We start from the raw sequence: 20,740 nt of genomic DNA on the forward strand, positions 1-20,740 counted from the left end.
GCATAACGCGACAACATCAGTATTGTAACATCTATTGCATCAAAAGTAAATGAATTAATGATATGCCCACAATGATCTAGCGCGCTGAAACATCTGCTGCCGTTTCGTTCAACCCTGCAAGTAATTCACGTGCTTGTTCGGCATCTGAACGAATCTGGTCAATTAACTCGTTAACGGAAGAAAATTTGCGTTCTGAACGAATATAATGTTTGATCGCTATCGTTACGGTTTCACCATATATATCGTCATCGAAATCGAACAAATGCGCTTCCATTGTCGGTTCATGTTCACCGCTTTTAAATGTAGGCTTTACACCAACGTTCATGACACCGTCGAACCATTGCCCTTTAACAAGCACTTGTACGGCGTATACACCATTACGTGGAATCATGTAAGCTTCTTCTTGCTTTACATTGGCTGTAGGAAAACCAATTGTTCTTCCACGTGCATCCCCGTGAATAACTTCACCACGTACGGTATAAGGACGACCTAGCAGCATATTAGCTTTCGTTATATCGCCTTCTGCCAAGCAATCACGCACTCTCGAACTGCTAACTTTTATACCGTCTTGTACGTGAGCAGGTACGATGTCGACCGTAAAGCAGCCTTGTCCCCACTCTTGCAATCGTTCTGCCGTACCTTCACCACCATGTCCAAAACGGTAATCAAAGCCAACAACGGCATGCTGCACGCCCATTTTGCAAAGTGCTTCGGCAAAAGTTTGAGCTGGCACTTGCGCAAACGTCAAATCAAAATGTACGACATACAGATGATTTAACCCGAGCTGTGCCAACACACGCTCTTTCTCTTGGAGAGGGGTCAAATAACGATCATATCCCGACACGCCAAATACAGATTTCGGATGAGGCTGGAAGGTCATTAAACTCACAGGAAGCTGATGTTTGCGACCGTATTCTAACCCACGCTGAATAACTTGAACGTGTCCGGTATGAATGCCGTCGAAATGTCCAAGTACGACAACTTGCGGCAATTGCACCCAGTCTGGGCCATTAAGCGGTAATTTCAAAGCAATCGTATCCATACGTAATCAGAGCCCCTGCAATGTAATTTTGTGTACCAAGCAACGATTTGAGTTTAGTATGTTCTCCGTTTCACAATATCTCGTAAAAAGCTGGCGCTAAGCAAACAAAAACGCTGTTCACTTGCGCCTCATATTATGATGGCAAAAATACTTTAACAGGACGTAATGCCCCGTTTGGCTCCGGCACATTAAAAATGCCATAAAACGTTCCTTGTTCATCATACAACCTGTAAAGCTTGTTCGTCAAAGGCATTGGTTGTAAAGCGCGCAATGAAATTCCTTTTCCTTGCGTCGCATAAGATGCGTACTCATTATTTACCGTAAGCTTGGGTAAATGAGCAATCGCTTTGTCAACGGGCACAAGATGCGCAGCAAGTGTTCCATTCGCCACTGCTTGCTCAATTTGCTCTAGCGTCAAACTTTCTTGCTCCGTAAACTGAGCAGACATCGTACGAATAAGCTGCGCCATTGTTGACGGAACGCCCAGCATGCGTCCAATATCAACGCACAAGGTACGAATATACGTTCCTTTCGAACACGATACGCGAAAACGAACTTCCGGTTCCGAACCACCTAGTCGAAATTCAAGAAGATCAATATCGTAAATCGTGACGGTGCGCGCGGCGCGTTCTACCGTTTTTCCTTCACGTGCCAGTTCATAAAGACGTTTACCGTTTACTTTGACCGCTGAGTACATCGGCGGTACTTGCTCAATTTCGCCCACAAATTTGGCGATTACGTCGCGCACTTGCTCCTCTGTAATCGAGGAAGCATCCTGACGCGCAATAACTTCACCGCTTAGATCTTCGGTGTCTGTAGCGATACCAAGACGAAGCACTGCTTCATACTGCTTCGGTAAATCTTGCAAATACTCCACCAAGCGCGTAGCTTTGCCAATACATAAAGGCAACACACCAACAACTTGGGGATCTAGCGTTCCGGTATGACCGATCCGCTTCTCGCGCACGATGCGCCGTACACGTGCAACAACGTCATGCGATGTCCAATCCGTTGGCTTCCATACCGGAAGCACACCATGTAATTCCGTCATAATGCTTGACTCACCCGTTCTACGACCATTTGTATAACGTCGCTTAATTCCCCTTCAATTCTGCAACCAGCGGCGCGAACATGTCCGCCACCACCAAATTGCTGTGCCACTGCTGCCACATTTACTTTGCCAGCCGATCGCATACTTACTTTAACGGCTCCGGCACTGACTTGCTTAAACAGGATGCCAACTTCCACACCTTCAATGTTACGCGGATAGTTGACCAACCCTTCTAAATCTTCGTTGGCAGCACCTGTAGCCTGCATATCTTCAGGTGTCACATACAACCAACTAATTTGATTGTCTACTGAAAACGCCAAGCGTGCTAATCCCCGTTGAATGATCTGGATTTGCGACAGTGACATTTTTTCCAGCAACCGATCAGCTATATCATTACCGTTTACCCCTCGTTTTAACAACTGGGAAGCGGTAGCCATGACATGTGGCGTGGTGTTGCTATAACGAAAGCCACCTGTATCCGTAAGCAGCCCTGTATACAGTGCAGTACTTACATCCTTATCCAGTTCAACTTGTGCATATTGCAACAGATCAAACAATATTTCAGTCGTTGCTGCCGCATCTTCGCGAATAAGCGCAACTTGTCCGTAGCGATCATTCGTTGGATGATGGTCAATATTTAGTACATTAGCATCTTCAGCAATGTAGTCGACTATTTTACCTACTCGCGAATAGTCCGCACAATCTACACAAATGACATTGCGGAAAGTTGAACCTTCGAGAGTCGGATGACCATATTCGCGTATTTGCTCCGCGTTATGCAAAAAAGTTAGACGTCCATGGACTCCATTTTCGTTAACCATTACATGTGGCAAGTTCCATTGCTGAAGCAGCCAACCGACAGCCAACGTTGAGCTAATCGCATCGCCATCCGGTTGAACGTGAGCCACGACAAGGATCGGCTCAGGTGAATGACTACATGCCCGAATAAAGGCAAGCGCCTTCTCCAACGCCTGAACATAATCAGCTAACGTTTCATTATGCTCTACAAAATGGCATAAATCGAGCCCCTTAAGGCTCGATTTATGCAAAGCTTCCGATTGTTGCTTATTCATGACGTTCATTTCCGTCGTCACCTTCGCGAATTTCGCCAAGTAAGCGCTCAATACGGCTACCATATTCAATGGACACGTCCATTTTAAATACCAATTCTGGCGTGTGACGAAAACGGATTCGTTTACCTAATTCAGAACGTAGAAATCCGCTTGCCTTCTCCAACGCTTTAATGGATTGTTGTTTTTGTTCTTCATCGCCCATAACGCTCAAGTATACTCTTGCGAGCGATAAATCGTTTGTAACTTCAACACCCGTCACCGTAATAAAACCGACGCGCGGATCTTTTATTTCTAGTTGGATGAGTTGGCTCAACTCTTTTTTCATTTGCTCGCCAACGCGTCCAGATCGAATTTTACTCATGAGTAAAACACCTCTGCTCTTCTATTCCAGTTGTAACATGCGGATTAACGCTCAACTGTCTCCATAATGAACGACTCGATGATGTCGCCTTCTCTGAGATCGTTGTACTTCTCCAGCATAATACCGCACTCGTAGCCTTGTGACACTTCTTTTGCATCGTCTTTGTAACGTTTAAGGGAATCGATTTTACCCTCATGAACAACGATACCATCACGAACGAGGCGAATTTCAGCAGAGCGCAAGATTTTGCCAGAAGTAACCATACATCCCGCAATTGTACCAACTTTACCGATTTTGAATGTGTTACGAACTTCAGCGTGTCCTGTAACGACTTCTTTAAAGATTGGATCAAGCATACCTTTCATCGCTTGTTCAATCTCTTCTACGATCGAGTAGATTACACGGTGCAAGCGAACATCAACTTTTTCTTGCTCAGCTGTCAAGCTTGCTTGTGCATCTGGACGAACGTTAAAGCCGATAACGATAGCATTGGATGCTGCCGCCAAAATTACATCAGACTCTGTAATCGCACCTGCACCAGAAAGAATGATTTTGACGCGTACGCCTTCAACTTCAATCTTCTGCAAGGAACCACGTAATGCTTCAACAGAACCTTGAACATCACCTTTAATAATAACGTTCAATTCTTTAATCTCGCCATCTTTGATGTGCTTGAACAAGTCATCAAGTGTAACACGAGTGTTAGCACCCAATTGGCTTTGACGGAACGTCGTTGCACGTCTTTCAGCAATCGCACGTGCTTTACGCTCGTCTTCAAACACCATGAACGGATCGCCTGCGCGTGGAACTTCTGTCAAACCTGTAATCTCAACAGGTGTAGAAGGTCCTACTTCTTTCAAACGACGACCACGGTCGTTGACCATTGCACGTACGCGTCCGAAGCAAGTACCAGCCACGAAAGCATCGCCCACTTTAAGTGATCCGTGCTGAACAAGGACACGAACAACAGGTCCGCGACCCTTATCAAGCTCTGCTTCAAGCACTGTACCACGAGCACGCTTATCTGGGTTCGCTTTGAATTCGTTCACTTCAGATACGAGTAGAATCATTTCAAGCAAATCTTCCAAGCCTGTGCGCTGTTTAGCTGAAACGTTGACAAAGATTGTGTCTCCGCCCCACTCCTCAGGAACTAGCTCGTATTCCGTCAATTCTTGTTTGACGCGATCCGGATCTGCACCCGGTTTGTCGATTTTGTTGACTGCAACGATGATCGGTACGTTAGCTGCTTTCGCATGGCTAATCGCCTCGACCGTTTGCGGCATTACGCCGTCATCAGCTGCAACGACAATAATCGTAATATCTGTAACTTGTGCACCACGAGCACGCATCATTGTAAACGCTTCGTGACCCGGTGTATCCAAGAACGTAATTTTTTTGTTTTTGATTTCAACTTGATAAGCACCGATATGCTGTGTAATACCACCAGCTTCGCCGCCTGTTACATTCGTTTTGCGAATCGAATCCAACAATGTCGTTTTACCGTGGTCAACATGACCCATGATTGTAACGACTGGAGGACGCTCTTGAAGATCAGCCTCATCGTCTTGCTCTTCTACTTCTTCGAAGTTGTCTTCTTCGACTGGAATTTTCAATTCTACTTCGACTTTATAGTCGTCAGCGATCAATTGAATCGTATCCAAATCGAGCTCTTGGTTGATAGTTGCCATAACACCCATCAACAAAAGCTTTTTGATAACTTCGGATGCATCTTTATGAAGCAATTTCGCCAATTCGCCAACTGTCATTGTACCGCGTACAATAATCTTTTTCGGTGTATTGTCGATTTTCTCGCGCTGCACTTGTTGCTGTTGGCCGCCTCTGCCTCTACCTTTGCCGCCTCTTGGACCACCGCGCATACCGCCACGGTTGTCATCAAAGCGTCTTTGTCCAGGTTTTTTGGCAAATCTATTTGCGCCATCATCAAAGCCACGTGATGTTTGCTTTGCATCTGTTTGCGAACGCTGTGGACCACGGTTTTGATTCGTTTGCGGTCCGCGACTTTGCGTACTTGGTGCGCTGCCACCTTGTGCAGGTCTGCCTTGGTTGCCTTGTGGGCCACGGTTTTGACCTTGACCTTGTGGGCCACGGTTTTGACCTTGACCTTGTGGGCCACGGTTTTGACCTTGACCTTGTGGGCCACGGTTTTGGCCTTGGCCTTGTGGGCCACGGTTTTGACCTTGACCTTGTGGGCCGCGGTTTTGACCTTGACCTTGTGGGCCACGGTTTTGACCTTGACCTTGTGGGCCACGGTTTTGGCCTTGGCCTTGTGGGCCACGGTTTTGGCCTTGGCCTTGTGGGCCACGGTTTTGACCTTGTGAACCACGGTTCTGACCTTGTGGGCTACGATTTTGACCTTGTGGACCACGGTTCTGACCTTGTGAGCCAGCGTTTTGACCTTGTGGGCCAGCGCTTTGGCTTGGTGTTCCAGCGTTTTGGTTACTTTCCTGTCCGCTTTGCGGATTACGCTGTTCTTCGTTCATGTTCCCCTGTGAATTTCCTGATTTCGAATTATCCATAGTCGTATATTTATCGCCCTGTCTTTGTTGGTTTTCTCCTCTTTGACCGTCGCGACCATCGCCGCGATGACCGTTTGCGTTGCGGTCGCGCTCTTGCCCTAATCGGTTGTCACGATCACTACTTTGATCGCTTGACCGATTTACATTACCGCTTTGACGCTGTTCATCCGGAGTAGAATGAGCGCCTTTGTCTATGCTTTTTGGCTGTTCAGTCGTGTTACTACTAACTTGACTAACTTTGGCTTGAGTTTGAGATTGAGATTTGGATGGTTGACTATCCCGTTTAGCTTGCGCATTCGCTTTTACATCATGGAAAAACTGCTCTACTTTCGACACAGCCGTGTTTTCCATTACGCTCATATGATTATTTACGGGAATATTAAGACGTTTGAGAATCGTAATGATTTCTTTGCTGCTCATATCAAGCGACTTCGCGTATTCATACACTCTCAATTTATCTTTATTGTCCTTCTCCTGCTTGCTCAATATACTCCACCTCCGACATAGATTTCAGTCCGTTTTGCATCATGTTCGCAAACCCTTTATCCGTGACGGCAAGCACGACTCGTTCTGGTCTGCCCACGCTCACTCCTAGTTGAACGCGGTCAAAACCAATAACAAGCGGCACGCCATACGTGCGACACTTATCTCGGAATTTCTTCTTTGTGTTGTCTGAGGCATTCTCGGCAACGAACACCAGCTTCGCTTCCTTGCTTCGAATCGCTTTGAGGACGATTTCGTCGCCTGTGGCAAGCTTACCTGCGCGCCGCGCCAGACCTAGCTGAGAAAACAGCTTATTCATCCGATTCCTCCTGTTCTTGATTCTCGAGGAATTTATCTTCTACTCGGATGAAATCTTGAGCTAGCTGTTCGTAAATATGTGATTGCACCTGATGTTTCAGCGCGCGGTCTAACGCGCGGGATTTATGTGCTAACTTGAAGCAGGAAATTTTCCCGCACAAGTAAGCACCGCGGCCCGACTTTTTACCTGTTAAGTCGATTAGCACTTCATCCTGCGGCGTCTTGACAACCCGTATTAATTGTTTCTTCGGCATCATTTCTTGACATGCAACACATTTGCGTAATGGAACTTTTTTTTGTTTCATGACTCATACCCCCTTACGATCCGATCGAACTATCCGTAGAGGAAAGCTACAACCGTCTCATACGGCGTTGGTCGCGCCTTCGGTCTTATTGGTTCTCTTCTACAAATTCGTCATCAGACGGCATTTGCTCGTCTTCATTTTGCGATTCGCGCACTTCATCTACCTGCGATTCGCTTTTAATATCGATTTTCCAGCTCGTCAGCTTTGCAGCCAGACGTGCGTTCTGTCCTTTAATACCGATAGCGAGCGACAACTGATAATCCGGTACGATAACACGTGCCATTTTTTCAATTTCACGTACATCAACAGACACGACTTTGGAAGGGCTGAGTGCGTTAGCCACATACTCTTCCACATCTTCTGACCAACGTACGATATCAATTTTCTCGCCACGCAGCTCGTTAACGATCGTTTGCACGCGCAAGCCTTTTGGACCAACACAGGAACCAACCGGATCAACTTCTGGATTGCGCGAATAAACGGCAATTTTAGAGCGTTGTCCCGCTTCGCGAGCTACCGATTTAATTTCAACGACACCGTCAAAAATTTCAGGAACTTCAAGCTCAAACAAGCGTTTAAGCAAACCTGGGTGTGTACGTGACAAAATAATTTGCGGACCTTTTGTCGTGTTTTCTACCTTCGTAATGTAAGCTTTAACACGATCATTGTGCTTGAATTTTTCGTTCGGCATCAATTCGTTAAGTGGAAGCACCGCTTCTACTTTACCTAGGTCAACATACACATTACGTGTATCTTGACGTTGAACGATACCTGTAACGATGTCATCTGCTTTATCAATAAAAGCATTGTAAATAAGTCCGCGTTCCGCTTCACGAATACGCTGTGTAACGACTTGCTTTGCTGTTTGTGCAGCAATGCGTCCGAAATCACGTGGAGTAACCTCGATCTCACACAAATCATCGATTTGGTAATTCGGGTTCAGCTCGCGCGACGCCATAAGCGAAATTTCCATACGTGGGTCAAGCACCTCATCCACGACCGATTTGCGGGCGAACACTTTAATAACTCCCGTATTACGGTTAATATCTACACGCACATTTTGCGCTGTATTAAAATTGCGCTTATAACTAGAAATAAGTGCAGCTTCAATAGCGTCAATGAGCACTTCTTTGCCAATTCCTTTTTCTTTTCCAATCTCTTCTAGAGCTTCAATAAAATCCATACTCATTTGATGAGTTCCCCCTTTCAGCCTGTTGCGGCTCAATGCATACATGTCATATTCGTTTTTTAAAATTGAATCGCCAGTCTGGCGCTCGCTACTTTAGTAAATGGTAGTTCATGAGCTTTCTTACCTACACTCACGACAACCGTCTGTTCGTCAAATGAAACAAGTGTGCCTTCAAACTCCTTCAAGCCGTTAACCGACTCGTATGTAGTTATGAACACATGCTTGCCAATCGCTTTGACATAATCTTTTGATTTCTTCAGCGGTCTTTCTGCGCCTGGTGAGCTTACTTCTAAGAAGTACATATCCGTTATCGGATCGTTCTCATCCAACTGTAGACTAAGGAATTCACTAATGCGGCCGCAATCTTCAATATCGATGCCGCCATCCTTGTCCACATATACACGCAAAAACCAACTGCTTCCCTCTTTTACATACTCAACATCTACCAATTCAAAGCCATGTTCGTCTAAAAAAGGTGTGACCATGTTCTCTACGACCGATTTAATGTTCGGTGTACTCAAGCGGTGTACCTCCTAAAAATCTCAGTGTGCAATTGTGATTTATGTTGTGAACCCGTACTTAAATATGAAAGAGTGGGTTTCCCCACTCTTTTACGTAACGGATTTATCCACATGATTACCAAAAAAATTATAACATAGCCCTAACAACAATGGCAAGGGCATTCCCATGAAGCCCCAACTGCACATGATTGTTACAGCCGTGTCTTTTGGGCCAAAACCGCCTTACGCTTCTTCCTTAAAACAGCGATAGTTGGTTGCTTTCCGGCAAACCGCGGAAACAGCCCATTTGGTTCAGCATCTCAACGATCGTCTTACTTGCCTTCGATCGCTTTTGGAAATCCTCAATGGACAAGTAGTCGCCACCTTCGCGTGATGCGGCGATGTTGCGTGCCGCATTTTCCCCGATGCCTTGCATCGCGGAGAACGGTGGAATAAGCGACCCGCCATCGACAAGGAATTTCGTCGCTTCTGAACGATATAGATCAATCGGCTTAAACGATAAGCCGCGGGCAGTCATTTCAAGCGCCATTTCCAAAATAGCGATCATACTTTTCTCTTTAGGTGTCGCTTGAAACCCTTTCGCTTCGATCTCGTCGATTTTGCGGCCGATTGCTTCGTAGCCTTGACAGCACAATTCGACATCAAAGTCTTCTGCCCGAACCGAGAAATAAGTCGCGTAAAATTCAATCGGATGGTACAGCTTAAAGTAAGCCGTCCGCACGGCGGAAATAACGTATGCTGCAGCATGGGCTTTCGGGAACATGTATTGAATTTTCAAGCAGGAGTCAATGTACCATTGTGGCACGTTGCAGCGCTTCATTTCATCAATCCATTCCTGTGAAAGACCTTTACCTTTACGTACGCTCTCCGTAATTTTAAACGCCAGACCTGCGTCCATTCCTGCTTTGTAAATTAAGAACAACATAATCTCGTCACGACAACCGATAACGGTCTTAATCGTACAAACGCCGTTCTTAATGAGATCTTGTGCGTTACCGAGCCATACACCTGTTCCGTGCGACAACCCCGAAATTTGCAGTAAGTCAGCGAAAGAGGTCGGCTGCGCTTCAACAAGCATTTGGCGTACGAAGCGGGTACCCATCTCCGGAACACCGTATGTGGCTACTGGTGTACGAATTTGCTGTGGAGATACACCGAGCGCGTTCGTTGAGTTGAAAATGCTCATTACTTTCGGATCGTTCATTGGAATCGTAGTCGGATCAACGCCCGTCAAATCTTGCAACATCCGCATCATCGTCGGGTCATCATGACCTAGAATATCGAGCTTCAATAAGTTCATTTCAAAGGCATGATAGTCGAAGTGCGTCGTCTTCCAATCGGCATTCGTATCGTCCGCTGGAAATTGTACTGGCGTAACGTCTTCAACGTCGATGTAATCCGGAACAACTACAATACCGCCGGGATGTTGTCCCGTACTACGCTTAACACCTGTACAGCCGGACGCTAGACGATTAAGTTCTGCACCGCGCCATTTTTTGTTAAACGATTCTTCATACTTTTTAGCAAAACCGAAGGCGGTCTTTTCAGCTACCGTTCCTATTGTGCCTGCACGAAATACGTTTTTCTCACCGAACAACTCTTTCGTATAATTGTGCGCTATCGGTTGATACTCACCTGAGAAGTTCAAATCGATATCGGGAACTTTATCACCTTTAAAGCCTAGGAACGTTTCGAACGGAATGTCTTGTCCTTCACCTTTTAACGGATTACCGCAGTTTGGACACGGCTTAGCTGGCAAGTCAAAACCACTCGGCACACTACCGTCTGTAATCCAATCACTGTACTTGCACTGCTCGTTTCCGCAAGTATAGTGCGGCGGTAAAGGATTAACTTCAGAAATACCTAAAAATGTAGCCACAACCGAAGAGCCAACAGATCCCCGTGAACCGACCAAGTATCCATCTTGGTTCGATTTTTTTACGAGTCGTTCCGAAATCAAATAGTTGGCCGAGAAGCCGTACTTAATAATCGGGTCCAACTCTTTTTCCAGACGCTTAACGACGATTTCCGGAACAGGTTCGCCATAAATCCGTTTAGCCGTATCGTAGCACGTTGCGCGCATTTCTTCGTCTGCACCTTCGATAATCGGAGTAAACAGTTTATCAGGGAACAACTCTAGCGCTTCGAATTGGTCGGCAAGCTCGTTCGTATTTTTTACAACTACTTCATAAGCCTGCTCTTTACCTAAAAATTCGAACTCTTGCAGCATTTCAGTCGTCGTGCGGAAATGAGCATCTGGTTTTTTAATGTCTTTTAACGGGCTAAATCCCGTAATCCCATGAATCGTAATATCACGGAACAGCTTGTCGCGCGGATTCAAGTAGTGTGTGTTACCTGTTGCTACAACAGGCTTACCTAATTTTTGTCCGATTTGAATGACTTTGCGCAGCGCATCCTGAATTTCAGCTGAAGAGCCAACGAACCCTTTTTCGACGAGATGCATGTACATCGTTACCGGTTGGATTTCAAGCACATCGTAGAACTCAGCAATTTGCTCGGCTTCCTCGACAGATTTGTTCATCACATTCTCGAAAAACTCGCCTTTCTCACAACCCGACATGACGAGCAAACCTTCGCGCAACTCCATAAGTTTACTTTTGGGAATACACGCCACACGGTTGAAATAGGTCGTATGAGACATCGATACGAGCTTGTATAAGTTTTTTTTGCCGATGGCATTCAATGCATAAATGTTGCAGTGAAACGGCCGCGCATTACGCAAATTTTGTCCGACATAATCGTTCAAACGATCGAGCATTTCAATCCCATTAATTTGGTGGGCATCGTTCAACAACCCTTGTAAAATACCAGCCAATGCTATCGTATCATCAATAGCGCGGTGATGATTATCTAGTGCTACTTTATATTTAGTCGCCAACGTGTTGAGGCGATGATTTTTCATCGTTGGATGCAATAAGCGAGCCAATTCAAGTGTATCCAACACAGGGTTTGTAAGCTCAGGCAAGCCAAGCTTCTTTAAGTTGTTCTGCACAAAGCCCATATCAAATCGTGCGTTATGCGCAACAACAACTGCATCTTCCACAAAATCGACAAACTCACGCAGCACTTGATCAACTTCCGGCGCATCCTGCACCATGTCGTCCGTAATGTTCGTTAACTGTTGAATGTTATACGGAATACGTTGGTGTGGATTGACAAAAGATGAGTAACGGTCGATTTCTTTACCGTCCTGCATTTTAATGCCTGCAATTTCGATTATTTTATTGTTGGACACAGACAAACCTGTTGTCTCAATGTCAAACACAACATAAGTCGCTTCTTTTAAATTACGCGACTCAGCATTCATCACAACTTGCATATCATCGTTTACAACGTTCGCTTCGACACCATAAATGACTTTGACGCCATGCTTTTTCGCCGCTTTAGCCGCTTCTGGATAACACTGCACGTTAGCATGATCGGTCACCGCAATCGCTTTGTGTCCCCATTTAGCAGCCTGTTTAACATAAGTGTCAATGGAAGCCATTCCATCCATCGTACTCATTGTCGTATGCAAATGAAATTCTACCCGTTTCTCTGCAGCAGTATCTTTCCGTTCTGCAGGGGCGGTTACTTCCATAATGTCCGACGGCATCATGACTAGCTCTGGTATTTGCATAAAGCGATCGTATTCAACACGACCACGTGCTTTCACCCATTTACCGTTTGCAATAAGATTGAGCATTTTAACATCATCTTTTGTTTTGGCAAACATTTTCATCATGATCGAATCTGAAAAATCAGAAAGGTTGAACGTGTACAGTGTATTGCCATTACGGAGTTCTTTCACTTCCAAACCGAATACAGCACCTTGTATCGTTACCCGCTTTTCTTCATCTTGCACGTCCATAACAGGTCGTGGATCATCTTTAATCTCGTAGCCGACTTGCAACTTTTCAGGTGCTTCGCCCGTTTCATCAGCAGCCTCAGCCGCCTCGGACGCCGCATGTTCCATAATTTGTTGAACAACTTGGCGCTCTTCTTCCACGATTTTCGCTTGGAACGCTTCATACGCATCGGAATCGAACGTCCCGAGCTGCAACTGAACGCGTAGCAATCGGGAAAAATACGTCTGGTAAAACCTGATGATGTAATCATCGACCTGCTTTTTCTTGGCCAGCTCCAGCGAGGTCGCTTCCGCAAGCGTCAACTTTACCGTGTCTTTTTCCACTTCAATTTGCGCACGGCTAAGCCAGCCATTGACTGAAGCCACTTCCCGCTTCACCCAATCCATAAACAAGCCCCAGTATGCATTTACAATGTCGCTACTTTGTACGTGATCTTCATAGTGAAAAATAATGCGAATCTTCGCGATGTGCGACATTTTATCTTGAACTTTTAAACAGAAAGAGCGATATGCTTCTGCTGGAAGCACAGTCGTTTTCCCGATATGAATCGTCCATTCGCGGTTGGAGCGGCTGCATTCCACCTGCTCAATCCAGCCATCCGTCAAAAAGGCATCAATCATCTCACCTGGAATGTCGGCCTGCTTCAGTAGCAGTTCGAATCGTTGTCGTTTATCTGACATGTCTGACACTCCTCCCGTGGTTGGATTATAAAATGAACAAAGAAAAGCTTCCTTCATGCGAGTCATCGTCCGGTGCTCCGTTCAATTCCCCCAGATGGAAGCTTTTCTTATTCTTCCGAAACTTATTAAAGCAAGTTACAGCAAGTTGTTGCATGTAACTTGCAACATGTTCTTAACGCTTAGTACGCACGTGCAAATACAACCGTGTGCTTCGCTTGCTCGCCGCAGACGAGGCAGCTTGTCTTTTCAACTTGAGGCTCAAATGGAATATTACGGCTTGTCGCACCAGTCTCGTCCTTAACATGCTTTTCGCATGCGTTCGAACCACACCAGCCTGCAAGTGTAAATCCGCGCTTCTCATCCATTTGCGCTTTCATCTCGTCTAACGTGTCTACCGAATAGAAATGCTGATCACGGAATTGCTTCGCACGCTCAAACATTTCGTTATGCACATCTTGCAACATTTTTTCAACTTCAGCTACAAGGTTAGCTTGTTCTACAATACGCTTTTCACCTGTTACACGGGAAACGAGTACAACTACACCGTTCTCCATATCACGTGGTCCGATTTCAAGACGAACCGGTACACCGCGCATTTCGTATTCGTTGAACTTCCAACCCGGGCTAACGTCAGCACGATCGTCCATACGAACACGAACACCAGCGCGTTTCAACTCTGCAAACAACTCATCCGCACGAGCAATAACTTGATCACGCAGCTTCGCTGGGCCGATCGGAATCATTGCCACTTGCGTTGGCGCAACTTTAGGTGGCAACACGAGGCCACGATCGTCGCCGTGCACCATAATCAACGATCCGATAAGGCGTGTGCTCACACCCCAAGAAGTAGTGTGCACGAATTCTTGTGTATTTTCACGATTCAAATATTTGATCTCAAACGCTACAGCAAAGTTGGTACCTAAGTAGTGCGACGTACCCGCTTGAACTGCGCGTCCGTCCTTCATCATGGCTTCGATGGAGAACGTATCAACAGCACCAGCAAACTTTTCAGAAGGTGTCTTCTGACCGACGATTACCGGCATAGCCAATACATTTTCCACAAATTCACGATACACGTCCAACATTTGCATCGTCTCTTGACGTGCTTCTACTTCAGTTTCATGAGCTGTATGGCCTTCTTGCCACATGAACTCGCTTGTACGTAAAAATGGAAGCGTCCGCTTTTCCCAACGAACAACGTTTGCCCATTGGTTAATGAGGACTGGCAAATCACGATACGATTGAATCCATTTGGAATACATATGGCCGATCATCGTTTCGGACGTAGGACGGATAGCTAATCTTTCTTCAAGCTTTTCTCCGCCTGCTTCTGTTACCCAAGGCAACTCGGGATTAAAGCCTTCAACGTGCTCCTTTTCTTTTTGAAAGAAGCTCTCTGGAATGAACATTGGGAAATAAGCGTTGCGGTGGCCCGTTTCTTTAAGACGACGATCCAGCTCTTCTTTAATATGCTCCCAAATTTCATATCCATCTGGACGGAATACGATACATCCACGTACTGGTGAATAATCCATCAATTCCGCTTTTTTGATAACGTCGATATACCATCTTGAAAAATCCTCTTGTTGAGGCGTAATTTCCGTAACGAATTGTTTCTCCTTAGACATAAGGTTCTAAATCCTCCCGAAGCTTTGACCTAGCTGATGTGAGATATTCCCCGTACTCGGTCGTATGCTAAATGTACGTCTTACCCTAAACTAACCTTTAACTAAACGCAATATATCATTGTATGTTACTACCAACATAAGGAGCATAATCATCGCAAAACCGATAAAATGCACGGTACTTTCCCGATTCGGATCAACAGGCCTACCTCGTAATGCTTCAATGCCTAAAAATACGAGTCGGCTACCGTCCAACGCAGGAATTGGTAATAAGTTGAAAATACCTAAGTATAAGCTCAAAATAGCAGCCCAATACGTCAATTGCTCAATGCCTTTGCTCGCTATTTGCCCTGTAAGCTCGAATGTTCGAACCGGTCCGCCAAGATCATCTAAAGTAAACTGTCCGAAAATGAGCATCCGGAAACCTTCAAAAATACGTTCCGTTGTGTTGACCATTGCTTTGCCAGCAAATTTAAACGTTTCCGTAAATGAAGCAGATCGCATCGGAGTAGACGGTGTAATACCAACTTTACCACCCTGATGACCTTTAATATGCTCTGGCGTCAGCTTCACTTCGAGTCGCTCTTGACCACGCAACACGACCCAAGTCATTTCTTTTCCTTCTGATTCGGAAATAAGCGTGACGAGTTTATTTATGTCTGCACCGATTGGTATGCCATTAATTTGCTCGACGAGATCTCCCTTAAGCAAACCAGCCCTTGCCGCTGGCTTATCGTCTGACACGTCAGCTAATCGTACATGTGTAGGATTTTCTACAGGCACACCCATTTGTAAAATGTAAGCAATAAATAGCACGAACGCTAATATAAAGTTCATTAGCGGGCCAGCAAATATAGAAAGCGCACGCTGTGCTACCGTTTTGCTGCCAAATTGACGCTCAAAAGGCGCAATTTGAATGTCTTGACCTTTTAATACCATCATCGCTTTCGGGTGAATATCGTATGTAACGACTTCACCTTCTACTTGAAGCCTCACTTTAAGCGTATGCTCCAAGTCGATATGTTCGACTTCGCCGCGCACTACATTTTTCCGCAAATCCAGTTGGTCTAAAAACAGCTTCGTTACCTTGTTCCCATCAAGGCGAAGTGCTACAGTTTGTCCAGGTTGAACCTCAACAATTTCAGGGTCTTCCCCCGCCATGCGCACAAATCCACCAAGCGGAAGCAAACGAAGTGTAAACCGGGTTTCGTCACGTTTGTGCGAAAAGACTTTCGGGCCAAAACCGATCGCGAACTCTCGTACTAATATACCTGCCCGCTTAGCAAAATAATAATGTCCCCATTCATGAATGGTTACGAGCACGAAAAAGACGAGTACGGTTAAAAATACAACTTGCACCATTTCCACAGGATTGCATCCTCCTTTACGATTCGGGGTGGCCGTATGTCTTCTAGATTATCATTATTGTCTGACCGCGCACAAGTGAACCCGCCTCAGTGATCTAGATGCTATCCATTGCTCATTGCTTGTTTGCGCGTTTGCTGATCGATTTCCTCGATTGCTTCTAGTGACGGATGCGAAATAGGTACATGCTGCGATATTGCTTTTTCGACAATCCGTTCAATATCAAGAAAGCTAATTTCTCCTCGTAAAAAACGAGCAACTGCAATTTCATTCGCTGCGTTAAACACGGTCGTAGCCGTGCCGCCTAACTTGCCACACTCATAAGCATAACCGACCATCGGATACCGTGCCAAATCCAATTCGCGGAAGTGAAGTTGAGCAATTTGCGCCAAGTTAAGTGAAGGAGCAGGATTGTGGATGCGTTCAGGATAAGTCAATGCATACTGAATCGGTACACGCATATCTGGGACGCCCATCTGCGCCATAATACTGCCGTCTTTAAATTCAACGAATGAATGAATGATGCTTTCTGGATGAATCAGAACGTCAATTTGCTCGTATAGAACACCGAATAGCCAGTGCGCCTCGATAACTTCTAAACCTTTATTGGCCATTGTTGCGGAATCAATTGTAATTTTAGCACCCATTGACCAATTGGGATGTTTAAGTGCCTGCTCCACTGTCACGCCCTCTAATTGTTGACGGTTCAGGTCGCGGAAACTACCACCGGAGCCCGTTAATGTCATCGTTCGAATCGTGTCCAGTGATTCCCCATTTAAGCATTGGAAAATAGCTGAATGTTCGCTGTCAACAGGCATAAGCGTGATGCCTTTACGTTTGGCGGCTTGGGTTACAAGATGCCCTGCCGTTACAAGCGTTTCCTTATTAGCTAGTGCAATCGTCTTGCCTTGTTCGATTGCAGCTAATGTTGAATGTAAGCCGACGCTCCCCATAACAGCGGTAACCACAGTGTCCGCTTCTGTATGAGCAGCCACTTCTATTAGTCCCTCTTCACCGTAGAACAGCTCAGTACCCTGCGGTAATTGCTCCCGAATTTGGTCCGCTGTTGCCCGGTCTTGTACCGATACTTTACGCGGTTGAAAACGATGCGCCTGCTCAACAATGAGCGCTGCGTTTCGGCCTGCTGCTAAAGCTTCAACCTTAAAATGTTCTGGGTGTTGCAGCACGACGTCCAATGTCTGTGTTCCAACGGAACCTGTTGAGCCTAGTACGGCAATCCGTTTCATCCGTCCACCTCTTCTGTCATCATTGTACACATTCTATGTTGCAAGCAAACCTAATATGTGGACGAGCGGAAACACAATGATCCAGCTATCGACGCGGTCAAGTATCCCACCATGACCTGGAAATAGTGCTCCTGAATCTTTGACGCCACGTACACGCTTAAAGGCAGATTGAATGAGATCGCCCATTTGACCTGCTCCGGCTGCGGCCAAGCCGATGCCAACTGCTGTTACCATCGATAATACGTCGGGACGAACAAGTGCAAATATAACAGCACTAAGAACTGACGCAATTACTCCTCCGACTGCACCTTCAATCGTTTTATTAGGGCTTATGGCTGGCCATAGTTTATGCTTGCCAATAGCTCGTCCTATAAAATAAGCGCCGATATCAGATGCCCAGATGCTTGAAAACAGCATAAGTGTCCAGAACAATCCATCGGCTCCCATTCCAGTGCGAGTTAACATCATATATTTAAAGCCGATCCCGATATAAAAAGCACCTATCCATAGCAGAGCTACCGTTTGAATCGGCACTTTGTTCTTTGTAAGGACAGTCATGCACAGCAACGCAAACATGGCTAACCACATGATAGACTCCACCGATATTGGCCATGATATCCCCCAATGGGACCATGGTATAACCAGTCCAAAAACGGCGATATAGCCGATAATCGTGGATGTATCAAATCGTTTGTCATGATGCATACGGGCATATTCAAAATATCCGATACATGCCATCGCAAGCAGCAACAGCTGATACGGTACACTGCCAATTATGCATAGCGCAGCAAATAGTGAACCAGCAATTAGGCCCGTAATGATGCGTTGTTTCATAGAGTTAGATCCTCCAACCTATTGTAGTCCACCGTATCTTCGGGAGCGTCTTTGGTATTCGATTACAGCTTCCCTCAAATGTTGTTCATTGAAATCCGGCCAATATATATCGGTGAACCATAGCTCGCTGTATGCCAGTTGCCATAGCATGAAGTTGCTTAAACGCAATTCTCCACTTGTGCGAATGAGCAGATCAGGATCAGGCAAGCCGTTGGACAGCAAGTGCGAATGTATCGTTGCTTCTTCGATATCGTCTACGTTCAGTCTACCTGCTTCAACTTCGCGAGCGATGTGACGAACACTTTCGACGATTTCCCGTTGACTGCCGTAATTCAAGGCAAAATTGAGTATGAGCCCTGTGTTATGTTTTGTTTTTCGCTCCGCTTCTTCCAGCGCGCGAAGCGTATGTTCTGGCAAATCTTCTCGATAACCCATCATACGTACTTGCACATTTTTTTCGATGAGCTCATCCAATTCAATTGCAAGAAACTCCTGTGGGAGCTTCATTAGAAAATCGACTTCATCTTTGGGACGCTTCCAATTTTCAGTTGAGAAAACATACATGGTGAGCACCTTAATGCCCATATCATTGGCGGCAATTGTTACCCGTTTAACGGCCTTCATTCCGTTATGATGCCCAGCTACGCGCGGCAAGCCACGATGTTTTGCCCAACGTCCGTTGCCGTCCATTATAATTGCTACATGTTCTGGAACGTTGTCGCGCGTCAGTTCCTGCGGTTTGCTGCTCTGTTCCTTTTGCTGCAGCCACGCTTGGAATCGCTTAATCATTCGGTCTCCTCCAACCCGGTGATAAAAAACCTTCTGTCGAAGCCTATTTGTACATCGGTTTCGTTAAAGCTGAAGGCTTTAAAAAAAGACAATAAACCCCACCGTGCGGAGGGGCATAAAATGCTGCATTGTCTTAAACTTCCAAAATTTCTTTTTCCTTCGCTGCCAATACTTTATCCACTTCAGCGATAAATTTATCCGTCGACTTTTGAATATCTTCTTGATGGCGACGTGACTCATCTTCGGAAATTGTTGTTTTTTCCAATTTCTTAACGTCATCATTTGCATCACGACGAACGTTACGAATTGCAACCTTGCTCTCTTCGCCGAACTTCTTCGTTTGCTTAACGAGCTCTTGACGACGCTCTTCTGTCAACGCTGGAATTGTAAGGCGAATCATTGTACCGTCGTTTTGTGGCGTTAAGCCAAGGTCTGACTTCAAAATCGCACGCTCAATATCTGCCAAGGAAGATTTGTCCCATGGCTGGATCATTAGTGTACGGGAGTCAGGTGTATTAATGTTCGCCAACTGATTGATTGGCGTTAATGCGCCGTAGTACTCAGCTTGCACGCGATCGAGCAAAGCTGGTGTTGCACGTCCTGCACGAAGTGTCGACAAGTCACGTTTTAGCGATCCGATCGCTTTCTCCATGCGCTCTTCTGCATTTTTCTTAATTGCTTGTGGCATTAATCAACACTCCCTTTAACAATCGTTCCGATCTTTTCTCCACGAACAACACGCTTAATGTTTCCTTGCTCAGTAATCGCAAACACAATAAGCGGAAGGTTGTTATCCATGCAAAGCGAGGAAGCTGTAGCATCCATAACACCCAAATTGCGGTTAAGCACTTCCATATATGTCAATTGATCGAATTTCTCAGCTGTCTCATCTTTAAACGGATCAGCAGAGTACACACCATCAACTTTGTTCTTCGCCATCAAAATAACGTCTGCTTCGATTTCCGCTGCACGAAGCGCTGCTGTTGTATCTGTTGAGAAGAACGGATTACCCGTACCTGCTGCAAAAATAACAACACGCCCTTTTTCCAAGTGACGAATCGCACGACGGCGGATGTATGGTTCCGCAATTTGCTGCATGGCAATCGAAGTTTGAACACGGGTCGGCACGCCGATTTGTTCGAGCGCATCTTGTAATGCAAGCGAGTTCATGACTGTAGCAAGCATGCCCATGTAGTCAGCCGTACCACGGTCGATTCCTTTTTCGCTTCCTGCAATGCCGCGCCAAATGTTTCCTCCGCCGCAAACGATTGCGACTTCTACACCCATTTCCACGACTTCCTTAACTTGCTCAGCAATGGAATTGATCATTTCGGACTCAATGCCGTAGCCCGCTTGACCTGCCAACGACTCCCCGCTAACTTTCAGTACGATGCGTTTATAAACCGGTTGTTCCAATGTATACCCTCCACTATTTTCATACGGCGCTAAAA

General features: G+C 45.8%; 17 protein-coding genes. All 17 read right to left on the reverse strand.

Annotated elements, in window-relative coordinates:
* Positions 1-76: 76 nt before the first annotated feature.
* The 17 genes from KIK04_RS01605 to pyrH all read right to left on the reverse strand — a co-directional run bounded on the left by KIK04_RS01605 (position 77) and on the right by pyrH (position 20,705).
* Positions 77-1,042 (reverse strand): bifunctional riboflavin kinase/FAD synthetase, encoded by a 966-nt coding sequence (locus KIK04_RS01605; protein ID WP_232276608.1) that lies wholly within the window; start codon positions 1,040-1,042, stop codon positions 77-79.
* A gap of 133 nt (positions 1,043-1,175) precedes the next feature.
* Positions 1,176-2,093, reverse strand: a complete 918-nt coding sequence (truB, locus tag KIK04_RS01610; RefSeq protein WP_232276609.1) for a tRNA pseudouridine(55) synthase TruB — start codon at positions 2,091-2,093, stop codon at positions 1,176-1,178.
* A complete protein-coding gene (locus KIK04_RS01615) occupies positions 2,090-3,175 on the reverse strand; it encodes a DHH family phosphoesterase (RefSeq protein WP_232276610.1) in 1,086 nt (361 codons plus the stop codon). Before KIK04_RS01615 ends, truB begins: the two co-directional genes overlap by 4 nt.
* The gene (gene rbfA / locus KIK04_RS01620; protein WP_232276611.1) at positions 3,159-3,527 is read right to left on the reverse strand and encodes a 30S ribosome-binding factor RbfA; all 369 of its coding nucleotides are present in this window, start codon (positions 3,525-3,527) and stop codon (positions 3,159-3,161) included. Before rbfA ends, KIK04_RS01615 begins: the two co-directional genes overlap by 17 nt.
* 44 nt (positions 3,528-3,571) lie before the next feature.
* Entirely contained in the window at positions 3,572-6,550 is a 2,979-nt protein-coding gene (gene infB / locus KIK04_RS01625) for a translation initiation factor IF-2 (protein WP_232276612.1), read from the reverse strand.
* Positions 6,525-6,866 carry a L7Ae/L30e/S12e/Gadd45 family ribosomal protein gene (locus KIK04_RS01630; protein ID WP_232276613.1) on the reverse strand — a complete coding sequence of 114 codons (342 nt, stop codon included), beginning with the start codon at positions 6,864-6,866 and terminating at the stop codon, positions 6,525-6,527. The genes infB and KIK04_RS01630 overlap by 26 nt, the downstream gene beginning before the upstream one ends.
* The gene (gene rnpM, locus KIK04_RS01635) at positions 6,859-7,170 is read right to left on the reverse strand and encodes an RNase P modulator RnpM (protein ID WP_232276614.1); all 312 of its coding nucleotides are present in this window, start codon (positions 7,168-7,170) and stop codon (positions 6,859-6,861) included. The genes KIK04_RS01630 and rnpM overlap by 8 nt, the downstream gene beginning before the upstream one ends.
* A gap of 85 nt (positions 7,171-7,255) precedes the next feature.
* Complete coding sequence (nusA, locus tag KIK04_RS01640) at positions 7,256-8,359, reverse strand: transcription termination factor NusA (RefSeq protein WP_232276615.1); 1,104 nt, start codon at positions 8,357-8,359, stop codon at positions 7,256-7,258.
* A gap of 59 nt (positions 8,360-8,418) precedes the next feature.
* Positions 8,419-8,880 carry a ribosome maturation factor RimP gene (rimP, locus tag KIK04_RS01645; RefSeq protein WP_232276616.1) on the reverse strand — a complete coding sequence of 154 codons (462 nt, stop codon included), beginning with the start codon at positions 8,878-8,880 and terminating at the stop codon, positions 8,419-8,421.
* A gap of 235 nt (positions 8,881-9,115) precedes the next feature.
* Positions 9,116-13,429, reverse strand: a complete 4,314-nt coding sequence (locus tag KIK04_RS01650) for a PolC-type DNA polymerase III (RefSeq protein ID WP_232276617.1) — start codon at positions 13,427-13,429, stop codon at positions 9,116-9,118.
* 179 nt (positions 13,430-13,608) lie between these two features.
* On the reverse strand, positions 13,609-15,057 hold the full coding sequence (gene proS, locus KIK04_RS01655) for a proline--tRNA ligase (RefSeq protein ID WP_232276618.1): 1,449 nt from the start codon (positions 15,055-15,057) through the stop codon (positions 13,609-13,611).
* A gap of 90 nt (positions 15,058-15,147) precedes the next feature.
* A complete protein-coding gene (rseP, locus tag KIK04_RS01660) occupies positions 15,148-16,422 on the reverse strand; it encodes an RIP metalloprotease RseP (RefSeq protein ID WP_232276619.1) in 1,275 nt (424 codons plus the stop codon).
* 101 nt (positions 16,423-16,523) lie between these two features.
* Complete coding sequence (locus KIK04_RS01665; protein ID WP_232276620.1) at positions 16,524-17,666, reverse strand: 1-deoxy-D-xylulose-5-phosphate reductoisomerase; 1,143 nt, start codon at positions 17,664-17,666, stop codon at positions 16,524-16,526.
* 33 nt (positions 17,667-17,699) lie between these two features.
* Positions 17,700-18,500, reverse strand: a complete 801-nt coding sequence (locus KIK04_RS01670; protein WP_232276621.1) for a phosphatidate cytidylyltransferase — start codon at positions 18,498-18,500, stop codon at positions 17,700-17,702.
* Between the two features lie 18 nt (positions 18,501-18,518).
* Positions 18,519-19,289: an undecaprenyl pyrophosphate synthase gene (locus tag KIK04_RS01675; RefSeq protein WP_232276622.1), complete on the reverse strand. Its 771-nt coding sequence runs from the start codon at positions 19,287-19,289 to the stop codon at positions 18,519-18,521.
* Between the two features lie 133 nt (positions 19,290-19,422).
* A complete protein-coding gene (frr, locus tag KIK04_RS01680; protein WP_232276623.1) occupies positions 19,423-19,977 on the reverse strand; it encodes a ribosome recycling factor in 555 nt (184 codons plus the stop codon).
* On the reverse strand, positions 19,977-20,705 hold the full coding sequence (gene pyrH / locus KIK04_RS01685) for a UMP kinase (protein WP_232276624.1): 729 nt from the start codon (positions 20,703-20,705) through the stop codon (positions 19,977-19,979). Before pyrH ends, frr begins: the two co-directional genes overlap by 1 nt.
* Positions 20,706-20,740 lie beyond the last annotated feature (35 nt).

It is taken from the genome of Paenibacillus sp. 481 (assembly GCF_021223605.1).
Lineage (GTDB): Bacteria > Bacillota > Bacilli > Paenibacillales > Paenibacillaceae > Paenibacillus_B.